The sequence below is a fragment of the Halobacterium salinarum DSM 3754 genome (assembly GCF_008124605.1).
Taxonomy (GTDB): Archaea; Halobacteriota; Halobacteria; order Halobacteriales; family Halobacteriaceae; genus Halobacterium; species Halobacterium salinarum.
Window position 1 is genome coordinate 1 of sequence record NZ_VRYN01000009.1, and the last position, 18,244, is coordinate 18,244.

Sequence of the window (18,244 nt, forward strand, 5' to 3'; positions counted from 1 at the left end):
TATCTCGTCGAAGAAGCGTGTTAGCGACTCGTTCGAGCCGTTTGGGCTCGAACTTCGTCCGGAGATGGTAGAGGATCGTGTTGGCAGCGGGGCCGTTCTGACTCGACGCACAGAGCGTAGAGACAGAGGTCCCGTCGGCGCAAGCGCCGACGAGGACCTCATAGATGCCCTCAGTAGTGATTTCAGCGTTATTGGCTAAGGAAAGCGGAACTTCCTCCTCAAGGGTGTTGACGAGAAAGTTAAGAAGCTGGTCCTCGTGAATCTCACTGTCTGCTTGCTGGGTCGTAGACACACCTTCAGCAAGCAGACGTTCTAACTAAGCGGCTTTGTGATGTACTGAAACTTGCCACCGAGTACTTGGAAGCGTTCCATGAGGAGTACCCCGACGCCATCGCCCCCGAGTACATCCCGTACTCACAGGACATCCGCAACGCCACCCAGCAGGGCATGACTGCCTTCGAGCTGGAGGACCCGAGCACGACTGCACAGCGCGCTCGTGAGGCATACCTCGCCGACGCTGCCGCGCTCCTTGAACGCGTGGAGGACTAAACCATGGACGAAGATCTCGAACAACTACGCGAGCAGACCAGCACTGGCGACCGCCTCGATGAGGCGAGCGCCGAGCAGGAACAGCACGCCCTTCAGGAAGCAATCCTCGCAGAACTGGAGGCTATTGACGCCGGTGAGAAGCAGAAGACGGTGAGCGTGTGGGACGGCCCGATGGCCGCACTCCTCAGCGCGCTCGAAGACCGCGACGACGATCTGGTTGAGACCGGCGAGCAGCTGCGTGACGCACTGGGCATCGAGGACGAGAGTGATCCAGATCGGAGCGAGGTCCTCCGTCTAGCGCTCCGGCTCGGCTTCGAGACTGCGGCACCGGATAAACTCGATGCCACCCGTAGTGCGGTCGAAGAACACGCCAGCCAACGGCTATAGGATAGCCTATAGGATTCTCTATTGCTCATCCTATGGTAATTTCTATAGGGTAAATTGTCCGTCGCTGATGCACTGTGGGCTGGTTAGGATCTCTCGAAGAACGGCGCAATCTGGTCCATGTTGAGGGTGAGGACACCCATAGCAAGAGTGTTCGCTAACAGAGCAAAGATCGCCATGATTACCTGACCGACAAGATGGAAGGGGCCCATCGCCTCAAGAATTGGTTTGGCAAGCTTGATTTCGTGAAGCAGTATGAATAGAACGACTGTCCCGGAGATGATGTAGTAGGTCGCTACGAAGCCGAATATCTTGTGTAGTGCATTCACTTCGACAGGTTCGTCTGCATCATCGGCTTCATCGTCGTCAGCCTGACTCATGATCACCGCAAGAAAAGCGGGATGGATGGTTCTTCCCCTGTGATCGAGGCACCGCCTGCAGAAGTTGAGACCGCTCTTCTCAATGCATATGGTAGTCTGGCGCAGTTCATAAATATTCGATCCCGATCCGATGTCACTGTGGCGGGATATCCTCGGCAGAGCTGACAGAACGATTACCGAGTTTCAGCAGTTTCGCGGCGAAACTCGGCCTCAAGGAGTGACGGCTTCTGATACGTCTGCTCTGTTGAATCCGATGATTGCGTGAGGATCACTATTTGAGTGCTTGTTCAAGGTTGTAGACTACGGCGGTCATCACGAGTTCGCGGAAACCACGATCCCATACGCGAGTGTGGAGAGTCGGCGGTGGACGCTTTTGAGGCGTGGGTGTGGCGTAGTTTGACGTTACCATAACACCCACATATAGTGACCGTGCAGTGTATCGTGTCGCTGGAGGGACGCTAACGGATGACATACCCGTGACGTCTGCATCGCCTGTCGCCCCCACCCCATTCGGGGATCCCCCGGCGACACCCGCTTTGTCACCCGGATTGATGTCCGATACTGGCGAGTGCGTGGAAACACTTGTAGTGGTCCGAAAACCTACAATATCCCAGTAGATACTACTCGAGTGTGTCGCCAGTTCGGCGTCAGAAGTGAGACCACTGTCGCCATATTACCTGTCATCCACCCCATCCGTCGGCGACACATCCTTTCAGTCACCACCTCTTAGATCCGATAGTTTTGCCCTTTCAGCAGCCTCGGTGAGTGGCGGTGACTGCATTTTCTGAGCTCAAAAACTCGTCTTTGACGCTGTAAGTCTGTAGACAATTGGGCTTATCCCGATGCCGTCTTGCGTTCACCAAGGCAGTATCGATGGGAAATTGGGAGTGGCTATCGGTTGATCAAGCGGTTCATGGCTGTGACGACGTCGACGGATTTCGGGCTCCGATCCTTCTACTTCGCGTTTGCGTGTCTGTTGTACTCGATTTGGCGAGCAGTCAATTTACTCGTCCAAGTCGAGTTGACTGGTGAGTACGAACGCGCGCCGATTGTGACGGCCGACAATACGCTCACGCTGCTGAAGAAGGAGACCGGAATCGGATAAGGAGGTACTCTGTCCGGGGCCAGTGCGGATTTCTGAGTGGCAACGCTGTCAGGAATTTCGAAAATCCACCGATTTAGTTGGGAGTGCGATAGGAAGAGACGATTGAGAGGAGATTCGAAGCCGAATAGTCACTGATTCGTCCGAGACTGCGCATCACAGCCTCGCTAAACCCCCTGTAGTCTCAACTTCCACACCCGACAATTTGATATAGCAGTATATAGTTTAAAATTGTGCTTATTCAGCCATAGTAGGTGTTTCAGGGCGCGAGAGTCGTGATTTCGCTCCGACAGAGTTGGTTTGGTTTAGATGCGTAAAACAAACCAGAACTAAGAGGGTGGCCGCCCTCCGGTCAGCACGAACCATGGACCTCCCACAGCGAGCGTCTATATCCCACCAAAACGTCGATGCTGGCCCAATCGCTAAACGCGCCGTCGTAAACAACAGCGAAGTCGTCGCCTGCGCTGGCTGCGACGAGGACCTCGATACCAGCAACTACCATCTCCACACCACCATCAGATTCGGCGCTGGCGGTGGCCGAGGCGTCCGCTACAAATCCTTCGTACTCCACGATGCGGAGTGTTTCAACGCGTGGAAGCGTGATTTAGATGTCTAACAACAACGCTACCCCTGGGGTTCGCGACCTCGAAACCCTCCTCGACGACCGCATGGTCAGCCTCGAAAGCCCACAAACCCAGCAAATCACGAGGGTCGCCGTCAACAACCTGTTCCAGTTCCTCGCCGAAAACAACGACGTCGATGCCGTCGAGGACGTTGACGAACAGGACGCCCGAGATTGGGTTATCCACCTCGTGAAAGAAGACGAGCTCGCCCCGAACTCTATCCGGACGTATTTCGCGCTCGCCCGCGCCACGTTTGGCTGGTGGCAACGCAGCGGCGAAATCGACCAGAACCCGCTCGCGACGACCACCGCCGAAGAAGTCCTCCCGTCGAAGAGCAACGACGTCGAGCAACAATTCTGGAATGCGGACGCCCGCGAACAGTTGCTCACCTACGTCGACGAACGCGCCCATGCTGCACTTGAGAACGACAGCAACGACGCCGCACGCGCGTTCCGGGACCGCTCCCTTGTCTACATCCTCGCTGATACCGGCGTCCGCGGAGCGGAGGTCTGTAGCGTCAGTCGCGACGACCGCCGCAACGGCCTCCGATGGGAGGATGTCGACCTCGAGGCGGGCGTGATGACTGTCCTCGGGAAGTCCGGCGACCAAGAATCGGTGTCGCTCCCGGGGGTAACCACCGAGAAGCTGGCGCGCTACCGGCGACTCATCGACGCCCCCGACGAGTGGCCCGTCATCCCGACCGGAGACGCAGCCTCGAAATACCGGGCCGTTCGCGACGAACTGGCCGACCGTGGATACGAGGACGCGGAAATCGAGGAGGTCCTGGAAGACTGCGATATCGGCGAGGTGTTGCGCGAGTACGAGGTTGCGCCGCCCGCGTTGACGACAGAGGGCGCAAGAACGCTCTTACAGCGGCTTTGCGAGCAGGGAGACGTCGATATTGACGGGGACTATTTGAAGCCCCACGGCGGCCGGCGTGGGCTTGGTGACGAACTCTACGGCGAGGTCGCCGCCGAAAGCGCACAGGAGGTCCTTCGACACAAGTCCATCGAGACAACCCACGCCTCCTATCGAGATCGGCACCCAGAGGACTTAGCAGCAGATATCGAGAAGGTCCGTTACAAGAGCGAGTAAGTTGGGTTGAGGGAGTGGTCTAATCTCGAAGGCCCCACGGGAGTTCGCCGCCGTTCTCCTTGATGAACGCCTTTGCGTCCTCCATGTCCGTGAGGCGGACTGCGTTTCGTTGTCCTCCGTACTTTTCAACGGGGGCTTCGGGGTCGGTAGCCATCTCTTCGAGGAGTTGTTTGACTCGGCCCTCGTTGTGGCTGGCGAACCCCCAGTTGCTCGCGATATGCTCGATTGTGCGATTGTGCGCGCCTGTAGCCCGGTTTGACGCCATCTTGTAGACGATTTTCACTTCGAGGTCAGACACTCCCTCGCCACTCATTAGGTAGCCTTTATCACCCCCAACAAAAAGAGTGTCGTCCAAAACTACACACAAGAGAATTTGAATGACTCTATCAGAGTCTGATAACTAGTTAACTTAGTTGCTAACCAACACAGTTATAAGATTCTACCTAGTACTAACGAGTATGCCACCCGGCACACCCCCGGAACAACACTGGACACGACCGCCTAGCTGACGAAACGCAGCTTGGTGGGAGAATCGCGGTTAGACTGACTGGTAGGCTCTGCGACGACTGGTCTGCCCCGTCTCGACCCGGGTAGGGGAAAATCGTGACGGGGATACAAAATGGAACTCGAAACAAAAAACGAAACCTACGCTGAAGGACACGCACTAACAAAGCTCTTCGGAGAATCGGCGAAAACGAAAATCATCGCAGCACTGCTCAGCGAGAGCGACGTCGACGTGAATGTCACCGATATCGCTGACCTTGCTGGGCTGCACCGCACGACCGTCTACGACCACATCGACGACCTCGAAGACCTCGGCGTCGTCGAACAGACCCGAACGGTCAGCGGCAGCCCCATGTACCAAATCAATCGCGACAGCGACGTCGCAGAAGATATCGCCCAGCTCCACTGGGACCTCCTCGACGTCGTCGACGAGGAGTGACTCATAGACGTTTCCGCGGTTTTTGAGGGAATAATGTGGAAACGCCGGCTGCAGGACATTTGAGGGTTAGAAAACGGGCTCCGCAATCCATGGTTCTCTCTGCACCAGAGCTAAACCCTTGATGAACAAACCAGTCTCGTATCCGATGGAACCTGAAGACCAAGCGAACTTCCCCCGGTTTAGGGGCTCGGCCATCCGTCTTTAGTTAGGAGACGAACCGCGTGACAGTGGCGGCTTATCGAGGCTACGAAGGAATGAGGAGGTGTCGAGTGTGCACAACGAAACCTCCTCATCACGGATTATGCGTCGGCTCACTACACTGTTTCCCTCCGAGTTCCTCGAAGAGCACGCCGAGGAACTCGGCGTGGTCGAACGCGACCGCAAGCTCCAGATTCCCGTCTTCGTCTGGGCATTCGTGTTCGGCTTCGCCGCAGGCGAACGCCGAACACTCGCAGGGTTTCGACGCAGCTACAACTCCACAGCTGACGAGCCGATCTCACCGGGTGGGTTCTATCAGCGGTTGACGCCGACGCTCGCGGAGTACTTCCGCGACCTCGTCGAGCACGGTCTCGACGAGGTCGCTGTTCCCGACACTGTTGACGTTGACATCGACCGATTCAGTGATGTAATGATCGCTGATGGAACGGTGTTGCGGTTACACGAGTTTCTCGCTGATCAGTTCGAAGCCCGCCACGAGGAGCAGGCTGGAGCGAAGCTCCACCTGCTCCACAATGCCACTGAACAGACGATTGAACGGATCGACGTTACCGACGAGAAAGCACACGACAGCACGCTGTTCAAGACAGGGTCGTGGCTTGAGAACCGCCTCGTATTGTTCGACCTCGCGTACTTCAAGTACCGACGGTTTGCGCGGATCGACGAGAACGGCGGCTCCTTCGTGAGCCGGCTGAAACAGAACGCGAATCCGGTGATTACGGATGAATTACGGGAATGGCGCGGCCGCGCCATTCCCTTGGAGGGCAAGCAACTCCGTGATGTGCTCGACGATCTCGACCGGACGTACATCGATGTGGAAGTCGAAGTCGAGTTCAAGCGCGGGCCGTACAACGGGACGCGGTCGCTGGATACGAAGCGGTTCCGCGTCGTCGGCGTCCGCGACGAGGACGCCGACGACTACCATCTATACGTGACAAATCTGTCGCGAGAGGAGTTCTTTCCGGCGGATTTAGCGCAGATCTACCGGTGTCGGTGGGAAGTGGAGTTGCTGTTCCGTGAGTTGAAGACGCAGTACGACCTGGACGAGTTCGACACGAGCAACGAGCACGTGGTGAAGATCTTGCTGTACGCAGCGTTGCTGTCACTGCTTGTGAGCCGTGATCTGTTGGATCTGGTCACCGAGCAGGCGGATGATGAGCTCGTGTTTCCACCGGAACGCTGGGCGGCGACCTTCCGGTCGCACGCCCAGCTCATCCTCCACGAACTCGGTGAGCACCTCGGTTATTCGCCACCGCCGCTGTTGGAGCGGCTGATCGAGGACGCACAGAAGATCCACAAGCAACGACCGATCTTACAAGAGACGCTCGCTACCGCTACACAACCGAGGTGTGAGTCTTAACTAAAGACGAATGGGGGCGAGGATAACGATCACCACTTAGATTCAGCCAAGTGCAAGAAACGAGACATCTGGTTCTATATCGATGATCTAGGACATTATCAGCCACCTCTTCCAATCCCTCTATTCTTCTGGCGACAGAGTCGGATCGTGTGGAACGAATCTGAAGGTATAACAGACCGCCAATTCCACAATATCAACCCACACGACTATGTTGACGATAGGCTATTGTGCGGGATCCTGAACTCACGAGTAGTTTGGTTAACCCGTGAAATAGAAGGTAGGCATGCAGGAGGTCAGGGAATGACTCGGCTTCAGATGGTGAAGTATGAAGCCGCTCAGATACCAATACCCGACCCAAAGCAGCTCTCTAAAGAGGAAAAACAGCGTATTTTAGATGCGCTTCAAGACCTAATGGACCGGGAAGAAGAATTAGTAGAGGAGGGGGTGGTAGAGCCTGAAGAACAGCTAGAAAAGAAGGAGGACGAACTCGATGCTCTAGACCGAGCTGTGTTGTCAACGATTGGTATGGAAGACAGATTGGACGAACTCAAGAAAAGCGTTGAGGCATTAGTAGACCTGCGAAGAGAGGGAGCCGGTGAACAGACAGAGGTTCTTGTCAACCGGACCGAAGAGGAGCAGGTTATTGAATTAGAAGGTGTTTCTGAAGCAAGGGAGAGTACACGCTTAACCGACTTCTCTTCATAGATAATTCGTCGTCACAGGAGATATTAGGTATCTCCACGTGGTTGCGCGTCATGGCAGGCGATTTCTGGTATGTACACGCGAAACCACGATTTCTGTGAACGAGGTGTCGTGTCGATTCACCCGGAGATACGTTGATATTCCTCTTCGCTCATCTCGACAAGTCGTAACATCAATTTGGATGGCGGATCAATGACCAGTCAACGATGGATGAGGAGTCCGCTCAAGTCTTCCTACCATCACGTGAGCGATGTTTTGAACGTCTCCGTCTCGCCCGCTTCGGCGAGACGGTGACGTGTGTCCATTGCGAGAGCGACAACGTTGTGAAGCGAGGGACGACCGGTAAAGACGCCCAACAGCACTGGTGCAAGGAGTGTGAGACGTATTTCAACGACCTCACGAACACGATTTTCGGTCAGCATCGCTTCGAACTCGAAGAGATGTTCTACATCATCAAGGAGATGCGATCTGAGCCGACCGCTCAGATCGCTCGTGACCTTGGCCGAGACTACGAAGCTGTTCTCAACTTTGTCCACAAAGTCCAAGACGTGAGTGGGGAGATCGATGAATTTGAACTGTACGAGGTCTGTGAAGCTGACGAAGTCTACGTGACAGCCGGCGAGAAGGGGATCGAAGACGAAGATGAGAGTCCGCGCGAGCGCGGACTCAAAAAAAGGGACGAGGACGATTCGAATCAGACAAACCGCCAGTGCTGACACTCGTCCGTCGCTCCGACGGACGAGTTCGGTTTCTCGTCTGCAAGAATCTCCAAGGTACCGACGAAGACATCGCTGAGTATGGCGACGGCAGCGTCATCCTCTGTACTGACGATTACTCGATTTACGATGGGATCGAGAACAAGGAGGGGGTGGACGGCCATCTGGCCGTCACCCACTCCGACACCTATGTCATCGGCGATGCCCACACAAACACCTGCGAGAACCGCCACAGTTTCCTTCGCCAGTGGCTGGCGAAGTTCAGGGGTGTCTCGAAGCATCATCTTCAGAAGTATCTCAACTTCCTTGCACTGAAGCTCAACTCACCCGAAGATTGGTTCGAGAAACTCCTATGTTACAATGTATCGGGATGAGCGAGATGGAAAACGGCCCCGCCAGAAAAAAGAGTGTCGGGGCTGACTGAACCAAACGCTTAATCCGACCGGCCGCTGATGCAGACCTATGTCCGATGACGAGACGGACGTGCTTGAGTTCTCCCTGGGAGCAGGTCGGTACTGCATCGACATCGCACACGTCGATGAGATCGTCGACGCCGGCGAGGACGTGACCCCGATTCCGAACTCCGAGCAGCACGTGATCGGCGTAGTCGACTTGCGTGGTGAAACAACAACGGTGGTCGATCCGCGCGTGAAACTCGGCGAAGACGGCGCGGCCGACGGAACCCGCATCGTCGTGCTGTCGGATCACGACGCCACCGGGCTGCTGGTTGACGACGTCCACGAAGTGGAGGCGGTCGGTGAGGCGGCCCTGGATGAGTCGGCGGCGTCGGAGACGACGCGGGGAATCATCCGCCGCGACGACCGGTTCGTCGTCTGGGTCGAACCCGACGCCCTCGTGTAGTCGGAGCGGTGGTTAGTCGAGTAGCCGATCGGTGTCGGCGTGGTCGTGGAGGAGTCGCTGCATCACGTCGACGGTGTGTTCGTCGCGGACGCGTCCGTCTCTGACCAGCTCCTCGGCGCGTTCGAGCGTCGTCAGCGTGTCCGCGTCCACTGAGAGCACGGGCACGCCTGCGTCCGTTGCCTTACCGAGTACCGCACCCGAGGGGCGGTGGCCGCCGGTGAGCACGAGACACTGCACGCCCGGCGCGTCCAGGGCCGCCGTTTGGATGTCCGCGCGGTCGCCGCCCGTGATGACGGCTGCGTCCTTCGTTCTGCGGAAGTGACTGAGCGCGGATTCGCTGCTCATCGCGCCCACGAGGAAGCGCTCGACGATGGCGTCGGTGGTGGCGGTGTCCTCGGTGAGCACCGTCGCGCCCAACTCGGACGCGAGGTCGTCGACGGTGACCCCCGCGAGGTCGCGCTCGACGGGCAACACGCCGAGCACGGGGATCCCCTGGCTTTCGAGGAACGGCGTGACTTCGCTTTCGACGTCGTCGTAGACGGCGTCCGCGACGGCGTTGAACACGACGCCCGCACAGCGGTCGCCGAGCGCGTCCGCGGCGGCGAGTACGTCGTCGACGTCGCTGGGGCCGGTGTAGTCCGCGACCACGATCGCGCGGGCATCGAGCAGTGCCGCGATGTCGCCGTCGGTGAGGTCCACGATGCCGCCGGTCGTCGGTGTGCCAGCGCCCTCGACGAGCATCACGTCGCGGTCCGTGGCGAGTTCGTCGTAGGCGTCCTGAACGCGGTCCGCGAGGTTCGCGCTGTCTTCGCGGCCGCGGACGGCTCCCTGGATGAACGTCGGCGAGTACACGACCGGTTCGAGGTCGTGGATCTCCGCGTCGAGGTCCAAGAGGTCGCGCGCCAACAGCGGGTCGGCGTCGAGGGTTTTCCCGACGTTGCTCTGGAGGCGGGTGCCTTTCGGTTTCATGTATCCGACGGTCCGGTCGCGGTCGCCGGCGAGCCGTGCGAGCGCGAGCGAGACCGCCGTTTTGCCGGTGCCTGCGTTCGTCGATGTTACGAGTAGGGTGTCTGTCATAGTTCGTCAGGGTCGATGGTGAGTTGCACGTCGAGCGCCGTTGCGCTGTCACCGGTTGCCAGCAGCGGGTTGACGTCCAGTTCGAGGATCGCGGGGAAGTCGGTGACGAGCTGGCTGAGCCGCTGGATGGCCTCCGTGATGGCGGCCTCGTCGGCGGGGTCGCGGCCGCGGGCACCGCGCAGCAGCGGCGCGGAGTCGAGGTCGTCGATCATGTCACCGGCTTCGCGCTCGGAGACGGGGGCGACGCGGACGCTGGTGTCTTCGAGGATCTCCACGAAGATCCCGCCCAGCCCGAACAACAGCAGCGGCCCGAACTGTGGGTCGCGATTCATCCCGAGGATGGTTTCGGTGCCGGCGTCGACGTCGACCATCTCCTGGACTTGGATGCCGAGGATGGTTGCGTCGGGCTGGTAGTTGGTGGCTCGCGTGATGAGGTCCTCGTAGGCGTCCGCGACGGCGTCGGTTTCGACGCCGACTTTCACGCCGCCGATGTCGGATTTGTGGAGGATGTCCGGGCTGACGATCTTCATCACGACGTCCCCCTCGATGTCGCGGGCGACGCGGCGCGCGGCGTCCGGGCTGTCGACGACGTCGCCGGTCGGTGTCGGGATGCCGTAGGCGTCGAGCAGGTCCATGGCTTCGACGCCGAGCCGGGTTGCGCCGCGGTCGGCGGCGTCTTCGAGGATGTCGCGGGCGGCGTCGCGGTCCACGTCGAAGGCCGTGGGGGCCTGGTAGTCCCGGGATTCGACCTCGCGTTGGACCGCGAGCGCGTCCAGGCTGCCGATCGCCCGGGCGGGGTCGAAGTAGTTGGGGATGCCGGCGTCCCCGAGTACGTCGGTCGCTTGCTCGGTGCGTTCACCACCCATCAGACACGTGACCACTGGCTTGTTATGTTTTTCCTGCAGCGCGGTGATGACGCCGCTCAGTTCGGTGTAGTCGATGACCGCGGTCGGTGCCGAGAGGACGAGCGCACAGCCGACGTGCTCGTCGGCGAGCACGGTGTCGATGGCCGTGCGGAAGCGGTCGATTTCGGCGTCCCCGATGACGTCGACGGGGTTGTAGACGTTCGCTTCGTCGGGCATCGACCCCTGGAGGGCGTCGATGGTGTCGTCCTCGAAGGACGCCATCGACAGCCGGGAGTCACCGACGGCGTCGGTCGCCATGACGCCGGGACCGCCGGCGTTCGTGATGACGGCGACGTCCTCGGAGTCGGGCATCGGGAGGCCGTCGAGTGCGCGCGCGAAGTCGAACAGCTCCTGGACGTTTTCCGCGCGGACGACGCCGGCCTGCTTGAACCCGGCTTCGTAGGCGGCCTCGCTGCCGGCGATGGTGCCGGTGTGCGAGGAGGCGGCCTGTGCGCCGGCTTCCGTGCGGCCGGATTTGACGACGACCGCTGGCGTGTCCTGCGTGACTTCACGCGCGTCGTCAATGAACTCGCGGCCGTCGTCGACGCCTTCGAGGTAGCCCAGGATGACGTTCGTGTCGGGGTCGTCGGCCCACGCCTGCATGAAGTCCGTCTCGCTGAGCACGGCTTTGTTGCCGAGGCTGGCGATGTCTTTGAAGCCGATGCCCTGGTCGTTGGCCCAGTCGAGGACGGCGGTGATGAACGCGCCGGATTGGCTCATGAACGAGAGGTTCCCGGGGAGGGCGTTCGACGGGCCGAACGTGGCGTTGAGCCCGGTCGGCGTCGACAGCAGCCCGAGGCTGTTGGGGCCGACGAGGTTGATGTCGTAGTCGTCGGCGACGGCCACGAGGTCGCGCTCGCGGTCCGCGCCGTCGCCGCCGGTTTCGCTGAACCCGGCGGTGATCACGACGACGTTCTCGACGCCCGCCTGGCCGGCGTCGCGGACGGCGTCGACGACGATCTGTGGCGGCACGACGACGACAGCGAGGTCGACCGGCGGTGCGTCGCCGAGGTCGGGGTAGCATGGGTACCCGAGCACGTCGTCGCGGCCGGGGTTGACTGCGATGACGTCGTTGTCGAAATCACTGAGGTTGTCGATGATGGCGCGACCGATCGCCCCGTCGCGGTCAGTCGCACCGACGACGGCGACTCGATCCGGGGTGAACAGTCCACCTGCGTCTTCTTGGGTCGTCACGTGTGGACCGATGGCTGGGGACGGCTTAAACTTGCAGACCCGGTGTCTCCGGGAGAACGCCTCTCACACACGAAGATTCGTGAGGGATCCTGGCGCGCCATACGGGTGAGGCGGTGGGGTCCCGGACGGCGACGACGTGCAATCGGCGGTGCAGCCGGATCGTTACACTATCGCCACAGATAGTTTAGGCATCCCAAAAATTGTTTTCGCTTCGAAAAAGACTTCACACTACGAACGTATGGCTGAGACATGATCCCGTCAGGGGAGCTGTTGTTCGTGGTCTTTGCCGGCCTCCTCACGGACCTGGCTACCGGATTGGGCGCGCTGCCGTTCTTCTTCGTCGACGACATCGACGACCGGTGGCGGGTCGGACTGTGGGGGTTGGCCTCCGGAATCATGGTCTCGGCGTCGGGGTTCGGGCTGTTCCGCGAAGCGCTCAACTACGGCGGCCCCACTGAGATCGCGGCCGGCGCGCTCGCGGGCGTCGCGCTGGTGGTGGTCGCCGAACACGTCATCGACGACCACGAGTTCGAGCCACGGGACATCGCCGCCGCGGACGTGAAGAAACTCGCGCTCATCGCGGGCGTGCTCACCGTCCACTCGTTCCCCGAGGGCGTCGCTGTTGGCGTCTCGTTCGCGGACATGGGGATCGACGGCGGGCTGTCGGTGCTCGGGTTCTCGATCCCGATCCTCGCGGTGTTCATGACCATCGCCATCTCGATCCACAACGTGCCGGAGGGGCTTGCGGTGTCGATCCCGCTGCACGAGCACGGCGCGCGCCGCTGGACGCTGGTCGGGGTCGCCGTGTTCACCAGCATCCCCCAACCGATCGGTGCCGGGATCGCGTACGTCTTCGTGCAGATCGCGCGCGCCGCGCTCCCGTTCGGCTACGGGTTTGCGGGCGGCGCGATGGTGTTTCTCGTGCTCAGTGAGTTCATCCCGGAGGCACGCGAGGTCGGGCGTGCGCTCCCACACAACGGACGCCGAGAGCTCGCCGCCGGGATTGCCGTCGGCGTGGCCGGCATGGTGCCGATGTTGTTCGTCACCTGAGCGGGCGGCGGCTCAGAGGATGATGGACTTCTCGCGCACGAACTCGTGGATGGTGGAGTCCAGCCCCTCGCGGCCGATGCCGGAGGCGTCGTTCCCGCCGAAGGGCACGTCGCCGAGGCCGTGGCTCGGCGCGCCGTTGATGCGGACCGCACCCGCGTTCACGCGCTCGGCGACGCGCATCGCGCGGTCGTGGTCGGCCGTGAACACGGCGGCGTCGAGCGCCAACTCCGACCCGTTGGCGGTCCGAACGGCGTCGTCCTCGTCGGTGACCGTGGTGACCGCGCACACCGGTCCGAACTGCTCCTCGTCGACGATGCGCGCGTCACGGGGAACGTCGGCCAGCAGCGTCGGCTCGTAGTAGTGGACGCCGTCCTCGACGTGCCGTTCGCCGCCACGGACGACTGTCGCGCCGCGGTCGACGGCGTCGTCGACGAGTTCGGCCACCCAGTCGGCCTGGTCGGCGCTGACGAGCGGCCCGAGGGTGGTGTCCGCATCGAAGAGGTCGCCGATCGACCACTCGGCCATCGCGTCGTCGATGCGCGACACCAGCTCGTCGTGGACGGATTCGTGGGCGAGCACCCGGGAGACAGCCGAGCACCGCTGGCCGGCGTATTTGAGCGACCCGGCGGTGGCGGCGTCGGCGGCCGCATCGAGGTCAGCGTCCTTGAAGACGATTGCGGGCGCGTTCCCGCCCAGTTCCATGTGAAGGCGGGTGATCCCGGATTGGCGCGCGACGTGTTCGCCGGCCCCCGAGGAGCCGGTCATCGCGATGGCGTCGACGCGGGCGTCCGAGGCCAGCGGGTCACCGATGACACTCGACTCGCCGGGGACGAAGTTGTACGCGCCGTCGGGGAGGCCGGCGTCGGCCGCGATGTCCGCGAGGATCGCGCCGCTGATCGGGGTCTTGCTGGCTGGCTTCACGATGACGGCGTTGCCGGCGGCGATCGCCGGGGCGACCTGCAGCGCCATCGTGGAGAGGGGGTAGTTGTACGGCGTGATGCACAGCACGGTCCCCATTGGTTCGTGTTTCACGATGGCCTGCCAGTCCTCGTGGCCGGCGGTCGTGCCGGTGCGGTACTCCCCGGTGAGGTGGCGGAGCTCGCCCACAGCGCGGTCGAAGCGCTCGGCGGCGCTCTGGACCTCGCCGCGCGCGCTGGAGATCGGCTTCCCGGCTTCCCGGACGATGACCTCCGCGAGCTCGTCTTCGCGGCGCCGGATGCCGTCGGCGATCGACTCCAACCACTCGACGCGCTCGGGAACGGTGGTCTCCCGCAGGTCCGCGTGCACGCCAGTGGCCGCGCTGAGGGCGCGCTCCGCGTCGCTGGTGTCCGCGGCGGCGACCGACGCGAACGTGCCGCCGTCCGCGAGGTCCGAGACGGGCAGTGGCTCACCGTCGGAGACCCACTCGCCGGCGACGAACGGGCGTTCGCGCCGCTGAATCGCGTTTTGTTCCATACCACACCCTTGTCCGCCGACGGGTAAAGAGTTTACTCAATACCGAAGAAAGATTCTCCACAGCGTTGATGTGGCGGGCGGCCGTCGCTCCGGGGATGTCAGCCCCCACAGTCGCCGCCTGCCAGATCGCCGTCGCGGACCTCGATCCGGCCGCGAACCTCGCAACCATCGGCGAGCGACTCGCCGCGCTCGACTCCGGCGGCGTCGACGTGGCAGTGTTCCCCGAGTACGCGCTCACCGGCTTCGTCGCCGACGACCGCGTCTACGCCGCCGCCCTCGACCGAGACGGGGCCATCCTCGACCGGCTCGCGGCCGCCGCCGCCGAGCACGACGTGGCGGTCCTCGCGGGATACGTCGAGGACGCACCCGACAGCGACGCCTACCACAACACGGTCGTCTACGTCACCCCTGGTGGGGAGCGCACGCACTACCGCAAACGCCACCTCTGGGCGGGCGAGCAGGACGCCCTCACGCCGGGCACCGAGCCCGTGATCGTTGACACGCCCGTCGGCCGCACGGGGCTGGTCACGTGTTACGACCTGAACTTCGTGGCCGTCAGCGCGGCGTTCACACGGGAGCGCGTCGACGCGCTGTTCGTCGTGGGGGCGTGGCCGGGCACCTACAGCGAGAACTGGCGGCTGCTGCTTCGCGCCCGCGCCCTCGACGGCGTCCGGTGGGTCGTCGGCTGCGGGCGCACCGGCCGGCGCACGATCCCCGACGCGCCCGTCGTCGAGTACGCCGGCCGGTCGGCGGTGGTCCGGCCCGACGGCGTGGTCTGTCAGGCGCTGAACCGCGGCCAGCGGACGCTCACCGCCACCCTCGACCCCGACGTGCTCGCCGAACAGCGCGCGTTCATTCCCGTTCTCCCGGGTGAGGCCTGACCCGCTCGCCGGGTGAGACACGCGTCACCTGCCGACGGCCCACCCACCAGGTATCCGCCGTTTCACGGCGACACACGCCAACCGGCGGGACTCTCCGTCGCCGCCACCTAACTAAGTGCTGGCGCCGTACCGGGTGGTAATGGCTGACGCCGACCGCACAACCGACGCTGACGCGCTCATCGATGGCCTCCGAACGCGGCGCTCCGGACACAACTTCGACCCGGACGCCGACATCGACGACGACACGCTCACCGAGCTCATCCGGGACGCGACGCTCGCGCCGTCGTCGTACAACCTCCAGCCCTGGGAGTTCGTCGCCGTTCAGGACGACGACCGCCTCGCCGAGCTCGCCGAGATCGCCTACGACCAACAGCACATCGTGGACGCCGGCACGGCGATCCTGGTCGCCGGCCACACCGATCCGAAGACCGCCGACCGCGTCTTCGAGGAGTGGGTCGACGCCGGGCGCTTCGACGCCGACACCGGCGCCGAGCTCAAGTCCCAGACGGTCGCCAGCTACGAGAGCGACCAGGCCGGCCGCGACTACGCCGTCCGGAACGCCAGCCTCGCCGCCCAGAACCTCCTGCTGTCGGCGCACGCCCGCGGACTCACCGCCACGCCGATGTCCGGGTTCGACTTCGAGGCCGCCGCCGAGTTCGCCGGGCTGCCCGCCGACACGGTGCCCGTGGTGCTGATCGCGGTGGGTCCCAGCGGCGGCGAGGAACCCGACCGCCTCCCGCGGCGCAGCGTCGACGAAGTCCTGCACCGCGAGTCGATGTAACGTGTCGGCACAGTAACCACGCCGCTTACAGTTGCTGGGTCCGTTCCCGTGTGTATGCCAGACACGTACGTGGATGCGGAGGTCGAAGTCGACGTAGATTCCACCGAACTGGAGGTCGAAGCCGGCGACGAGGAGACCTTCGAGGCGGCGCTGACCGCGCCGGGACTCGACATCGAGGTCGAGGCCGAGGTACAGGTCGCCGACGAAGACCACGAGTCGGACGCCTAACAGCCGGCCGCGTCGCGGTGTGTGACCGCCACACCGTAACCAGCAAGTTCCGCCGCGAACCGGCGGAAGGCGGCAAGCACCGAGTGCTTCACCACCGCTAAACGCCACGGGCGGGTACCGTGGTGTATGGCAGACAGTTTTTCGCCACTGGAGCTCCGAGACACGACGATCCGCAACCGGTTCGCCATGTCGCCGATGTGCCAGAACACATCTAATGAGTATATACAGCGTAAACGTGAGTGTGCGACGGGGCCGGTTGGAACATTGACCTACTCCACATACGCACAGAATAAGTAAGTCGGTGCGTGAAATTTTCAGTTTAGAGCTTAGATTTACCCACAATTCACAATGAAGGGCGTCAGAATTGTCTCTGTGCCGTTTATTTTCTTTCTGAGGGGGTAACATCGTCTTGGTACTGAAATCGATTCTAAGCCACTTCACGGCGTTCTGAGAGAAAACGGGTTTGTCGCCTAATCCGCCGATTTTTCAGACTGTTGAGAAATAGTGAAACCGGGAGTATGGAAACTGCCTTAGAAACGGTTAGAATACTTCTAAAGAGTTTAGAGGCATAGAGGGAGAGAGAAACAACCGCCGACTCCATGCACCGAAACTCGCCGAACCCGGCTGTGTGTTTAACCCGATGTGAACCTCTGCGTTGCTGTGTTCACCACTACGGTCATTATACTGTGTTGGTCTGTGCGTTGCGTAGGACCAACTACTCGAAAAGAGTGAGAGGAAAGGAAAGGGACTACAGGGATAGGATAGGAGAGTAGAGTTTGACAGCGCGCGTCTTTGAGACGAGAGGAAAGGAAAGGGACTACAGGGAGAGGGAAGGGAGAGAGAAAACAGGGTTGACAGTCAGATTGCGAATTGACGCTTATTTGCGGTCTTCTACTGATTTTGATGCATCAGATTCACTTCTGGTGGAACCTACAGACTGCCCGTCATGGTGAATCGGTATGTTTGGCGGAGTATCATAGCCAGACGTAACGCTACGGTGGCCGAGAAGTTCCGCCTTGTAGTGGTCATAATTTTCTTCTTCGATAGTGAATGAAATCCTATCTCCGATTTCAATCTCGCGATTATCGCGGTCCATTACGACTGTTCTTTTCGCACCCATACCCGGTTTGATAATTGGATTTCCCGCATTGCTAAAATCATCAACAGAACCCTCATACCGTTTGCCCATCTCTGGCATGAATCATCATACTCAGAGACGGTGTAAATAGTTTTGTGGGCGATATGTTGCTGTGTGGTGGCGAAAGCCCGGACGGGCAGTGCGTAGAGTCCCGGAACGTGGAGGTGGGTGGGGAAGGTCGATGTGTGATAGCTTCTGAGGTGTATGAGACAGACTGTTTGCATCTGTGGAAACTCTTTCACTGTCCATGACCCAACCATCCTCTCAAAATCCATCCTCACAAGACGTTACTGAGTGGCGTCTGTGGTACGCTCGAAGACAGCCATAGCAGAGTCTTCTAATTCCTTAGTGGTATTAGCGAGTGATATATTTCCGTTATCTTCGGCTTTCAGACGTAGCTCTTTGAGGTTCTGTGCCAAGACTAACGAACTACTGCGGTATTCGTCAAGTTCCCTGTGCGCTTCCTGTAGGTCGGTAGCTATCTCCCGAAGGGTCATATCGGTATCTGCGTAGGAGAGTGATTCTGTGGCGACGGCGTCGGGTATTCCGATTGTGCTTTCAGACACAGAGAATCTTTTAGCGGGCTTCTACTTAGTTCTAAGGT

20 protein-coding genes and 2 pseudogenes are annotated in these 18,244 nt (G+C 60.9%); 13 read left to right on the top strand and 9 right to left on the bottom strand.

All coding sequences use genetic code 11. The features are described 5' to 3' along the window. Positions 1-292: pseudogene (locus APQ99_RS10800) on the bottom strand (ISH3 family transposase); the annotation flags it as partial. A gap of 65 nt (positions 293-357) precedes the next feature. Between APQ99_RS10800 and APQ99_RS10805 the strand changes: the two are divergent. Further along, positions 358-549 carry a hypothetical protein gene (locus APQ99_RS10805; protein WP_209000314.1) on the top strand — a complete coding sequence of 64 codons (192 nt, stop codon included), beginning with the start codon at positions 358-360 and terminating at the stop codon, positions 547-549. 3 nt (positions 550-552) lie between these two features. Beyond that, on the top strand, positions 553-936 hold the full coding sequence (locus APQ99_RS10810) for a hypothetical protein (RefSeq protein WP_136361194.1): 384 nt from the start codon (positions 553-555) through the stop codon (positions 934-936). Between the two features lie 83 nt (positions 937-1,019). Here APQ99_RS10810 and APQ99_RS10815 read toward each other — a convergent pair whose 3' ends face one another. Continuing rightward, positions 1,020-1,313, bottom strand: a complete 294-nt coding sequence (locus APQ99_RS10815) for a hypothetical protein (protein WP_136361195.1) — start codon at positions 1,311-1,313, stop codon at positions 1,020-1,022. A gap of 868 nt (positions 1,314-2,181) precedes the next feature. Between APQ99_RS10815 and APQ99_RS12870 the strand changes: the two are divergent. Continuing rightward, positions 2,182-2,418: pseudogene (locus tag APQ99_RS12870) on the top strand (transposase); the annotation flags it as partial. Positions 2,419-2,767: 349 nt separating this feature from the next. Here the strand turns inward: APQ99_RS12870 and APQ99_RS12655 are convergent. After that, positions 2,768-2,986, bottom strand: coding sequence for a hypothetical protein (locus APQ99_RS12655; RefSeq protein WP_168731178.1), 219 nt, complete (start codon positions 2,984-2,986; stop codon positions 2,768-2,770). Positions 2,987-3,023: 37 nt separating this feature from the next. Here APQ99_RS12655 and APQ99_RS10830 point away from each other — a divergent pair, with 37 nt between their 5' ends. After that, on the top strand, positions 3,024-4,133 hold the full coding sequence (locus APQ99_RS10830; RefSeq protein WP_136361197.1) for a tyrosine-type recombinase/integrase: 1,110 nt from the start codon (positions 3,024-3,026) through the stop codon (positions 4,131-4,133). Between the two features lie 19 nt (positions 4,134-4,152). Here the strand turns inward: APQ99_RS10830 and APQ99_RS10835 are convergent, their stop codons facing one another. Beyond that, entirely contained in the window at positions 4,153-4,446 is a 294-nt protein-coding gene (locus APQ99_RS10835) for a hypothetical protein (protein ID WP_136361198.1), read from the bottom strand. Between the two features lie 306 nt (positions 4,447-4,752). Between APQ99_RS10835 and APQ99_RS10840 the strand changes: the two genes are divergently transcribed. From APQ99_RS10840 to APQ99_RS10860, 5 genes are all read left to right on the top strand, one after another. Then, on the top strand, positions 4,753-5,076 hold the full coding sequence (locus APQ99_RS10840) for a winged helix-turn-helix domain-containing protein (protein ID WP_136361199.1): 324 nt from the start codon (positions 4,753-4,755) through the stop codon (positions 5,074-5,076). A gap of 301 nt (positions 5,077-5,377) precedes the next feature. After that, positions 5,378-6,652 (top strand): IS4-like element ISH8B family transposase, encoded by a 1,275-nt coding sequence (locus APQ99_RS10845; protein WP_010890432.1) that lies wholly within the window; start codon positions 5,378-5,380, stop codon positions 6,650-6,652. 300 nt (positions 6,653-6,952) lie between these two features. Then, positions 6,953-7,357: a hypothetical protein gene (locus APQ99_RS10850; RefSeq protein WP_136361200.1), complete on the top strand. Its 405-nt coding sequence runs from the start codon at positions 6,953-6,955 to the stop codon at positions 7,355-7,357. Positions 7,358-7,560: 203 nt separating this feature from the next. Next, positions 7,561-8,444, top strand: a protein-coding gene (locus APQ99_RS10855; protein ID WP_136361201.1) for an IS1595 family transposase whose coding sequence is annotated in 2 segments (ribosomal slippage) — positions 7,561-8,023 and positions 8,023-8,444 — 885 coding nt in all. Because the reading frame shifts where the segments join, the coding sequence is not laid out codon by codon here. Between the two features lie 88 nt (positions 8,445-8,532). Continuing rightward, positions 8,533-8,931, top strand: coding sequence for a chemotaxis protein CheW (locus APQ99_RS10860; protein ID WP_010902667.1), 399 nt, complete (start codon positions 8,533-8,535; stop codon positions 8,929-8,931). A gap of 12 nt (positions 8,932-8,943) precedes the next feature. On the opposite strand, the gene APQ99_RS10865 is transcribed toward APQ99_RS10860, so the two are convergent. After that, positions 8,944-10,008: a phosphotransacetylase family protein gene (locus APQ99_RS10865; protein ID WP_136361288.1), complete on the bottom strand. Its 1,065-nt coding sequence runs from the start codon at positions 10,006-10,008 to the stop codon at positions 8,944-8,946. Next, complete coding sequence (locus tag APQ99_RS10870) at positions 10,005-12,107, bottom strand: acetate--CoA ligase family protein (RefSeq protein WP_010902665.1); 2,103 nt, start codon at positions 12,105-12,107, stop codon at positions 10,005-10,007. The genes APQ99_RS10865 and APQ99_RS10870 overlap by 4 nt, the downstream gene beginning before the upstream one ends. A 249-nt stretch (positions 12,108-12,356) precedes the next feature. Between APQ99_RS10870 and APQ99_RS10875 the strand changes: the two genes are divergently transcribed. Then, complete coding sequence (locus tag APQ99_RS10875; protein ID WP_136361287.1) at positions 12,357-13,157, top strand: ZIP family metal transporter; 801 nt, start codon at positions 12,357-12,359, stop codon at positions 13,155-13,157. Between the two features lie 12 nt (positions 13,158-13,169). On the opposite strand, the gene APQ99_RS10880 is transcribed toward APQ99_RS10875, so the two are convergent. Beyond that, positions 13,170-14,612 (bottom strand): aldehyde dehydrogenase family protein, encoded by a 1,443-nt coding sequence (locus APQ99_RS10880; RefSeq protein WP_136361286.1) that lies wholly within the window; start codon positions 14,610-14,612, stop codon positions 13,170-13,172. Between the two features lie 95 nt (positions 14,613-14,707). Between APQ99_RS10880 and APQ99_RS10885 the strand changes: the two genes are divergently transcribed. From APQ99_RS10885 to APQ99_RS12660, 3 genes are all read left to right on the top strand, one after another. Beyond that, the gene (locus tag APQ99_RS10885) at positions 14,708-15,493 is read left to right on the top strand and encodes a carbon-nitrogen hydrolase family protein (protein WP_136361285.1); all 786 of its coding nucleotides are present in this window, start codon (positions 14,708-14,710) and stop codon (positions 15,491-15,493) included. Positions 15,494-15,632: 139 nt separating this feature from the next. Further along, a complete protein-coding gene (locus tag APQ99_RS10890) occupies positions 15,633-16,274 on the top strand; it encodes a nitroreductase family protein (protein ID WP_136361284.1) in 642 nt (213 codons plus the stop codon). A 54-nt stretch (positions 16,275-16,328) separates the two neighbouring features. Further along, the gene (locus APQ99_RS12660) at positions 16,329-16,502 is read left to right on the top strand and encodes a hypothetical protein (RefSeq protein WP_010902660.1); all 174 of its coding nucleotides are present in this window, start codon (positions 16,329-16,331) and stop codon (positions 16,500-16,502) included. Between the two features lie 877 nt (positions 16,503-17,379). On the opposite strand, the gene APQ99_RS10895 is transcribed toward APQ99_RS12660, so the two are convergent. Together APQ99_RS10895 and APQ99_RS10900 are read right to left on the bottom strand one after the other, a co-directional pair. Continuing rightward, positions 17,380-17,700 carry a hypothetical protein gene (locus APQ99_RS10895; RefSeq protein WP_136361283.1) on the bottom strand — a complete coding sequence of 107 codons (321 nt, stop codon included), beginning with the start codon at positions 17,698-17,700 and terminating at the stop codon, positions 17,380-17,382. 227 nt (positions 17,701-17,927) lie between these two features. Next, positions 17,928-18,206, bottom strand: coding sequence for a hypothetical protein (locus tag APQ99_RS10900; protein ID WP_136361282.1), 279 nt, complete (start codon positions 18,204-18,206; stop codon positions 17,928-17,930). Between the last annotated feature and the right edge of the window lie 38 nt (positions 18,207-18,244).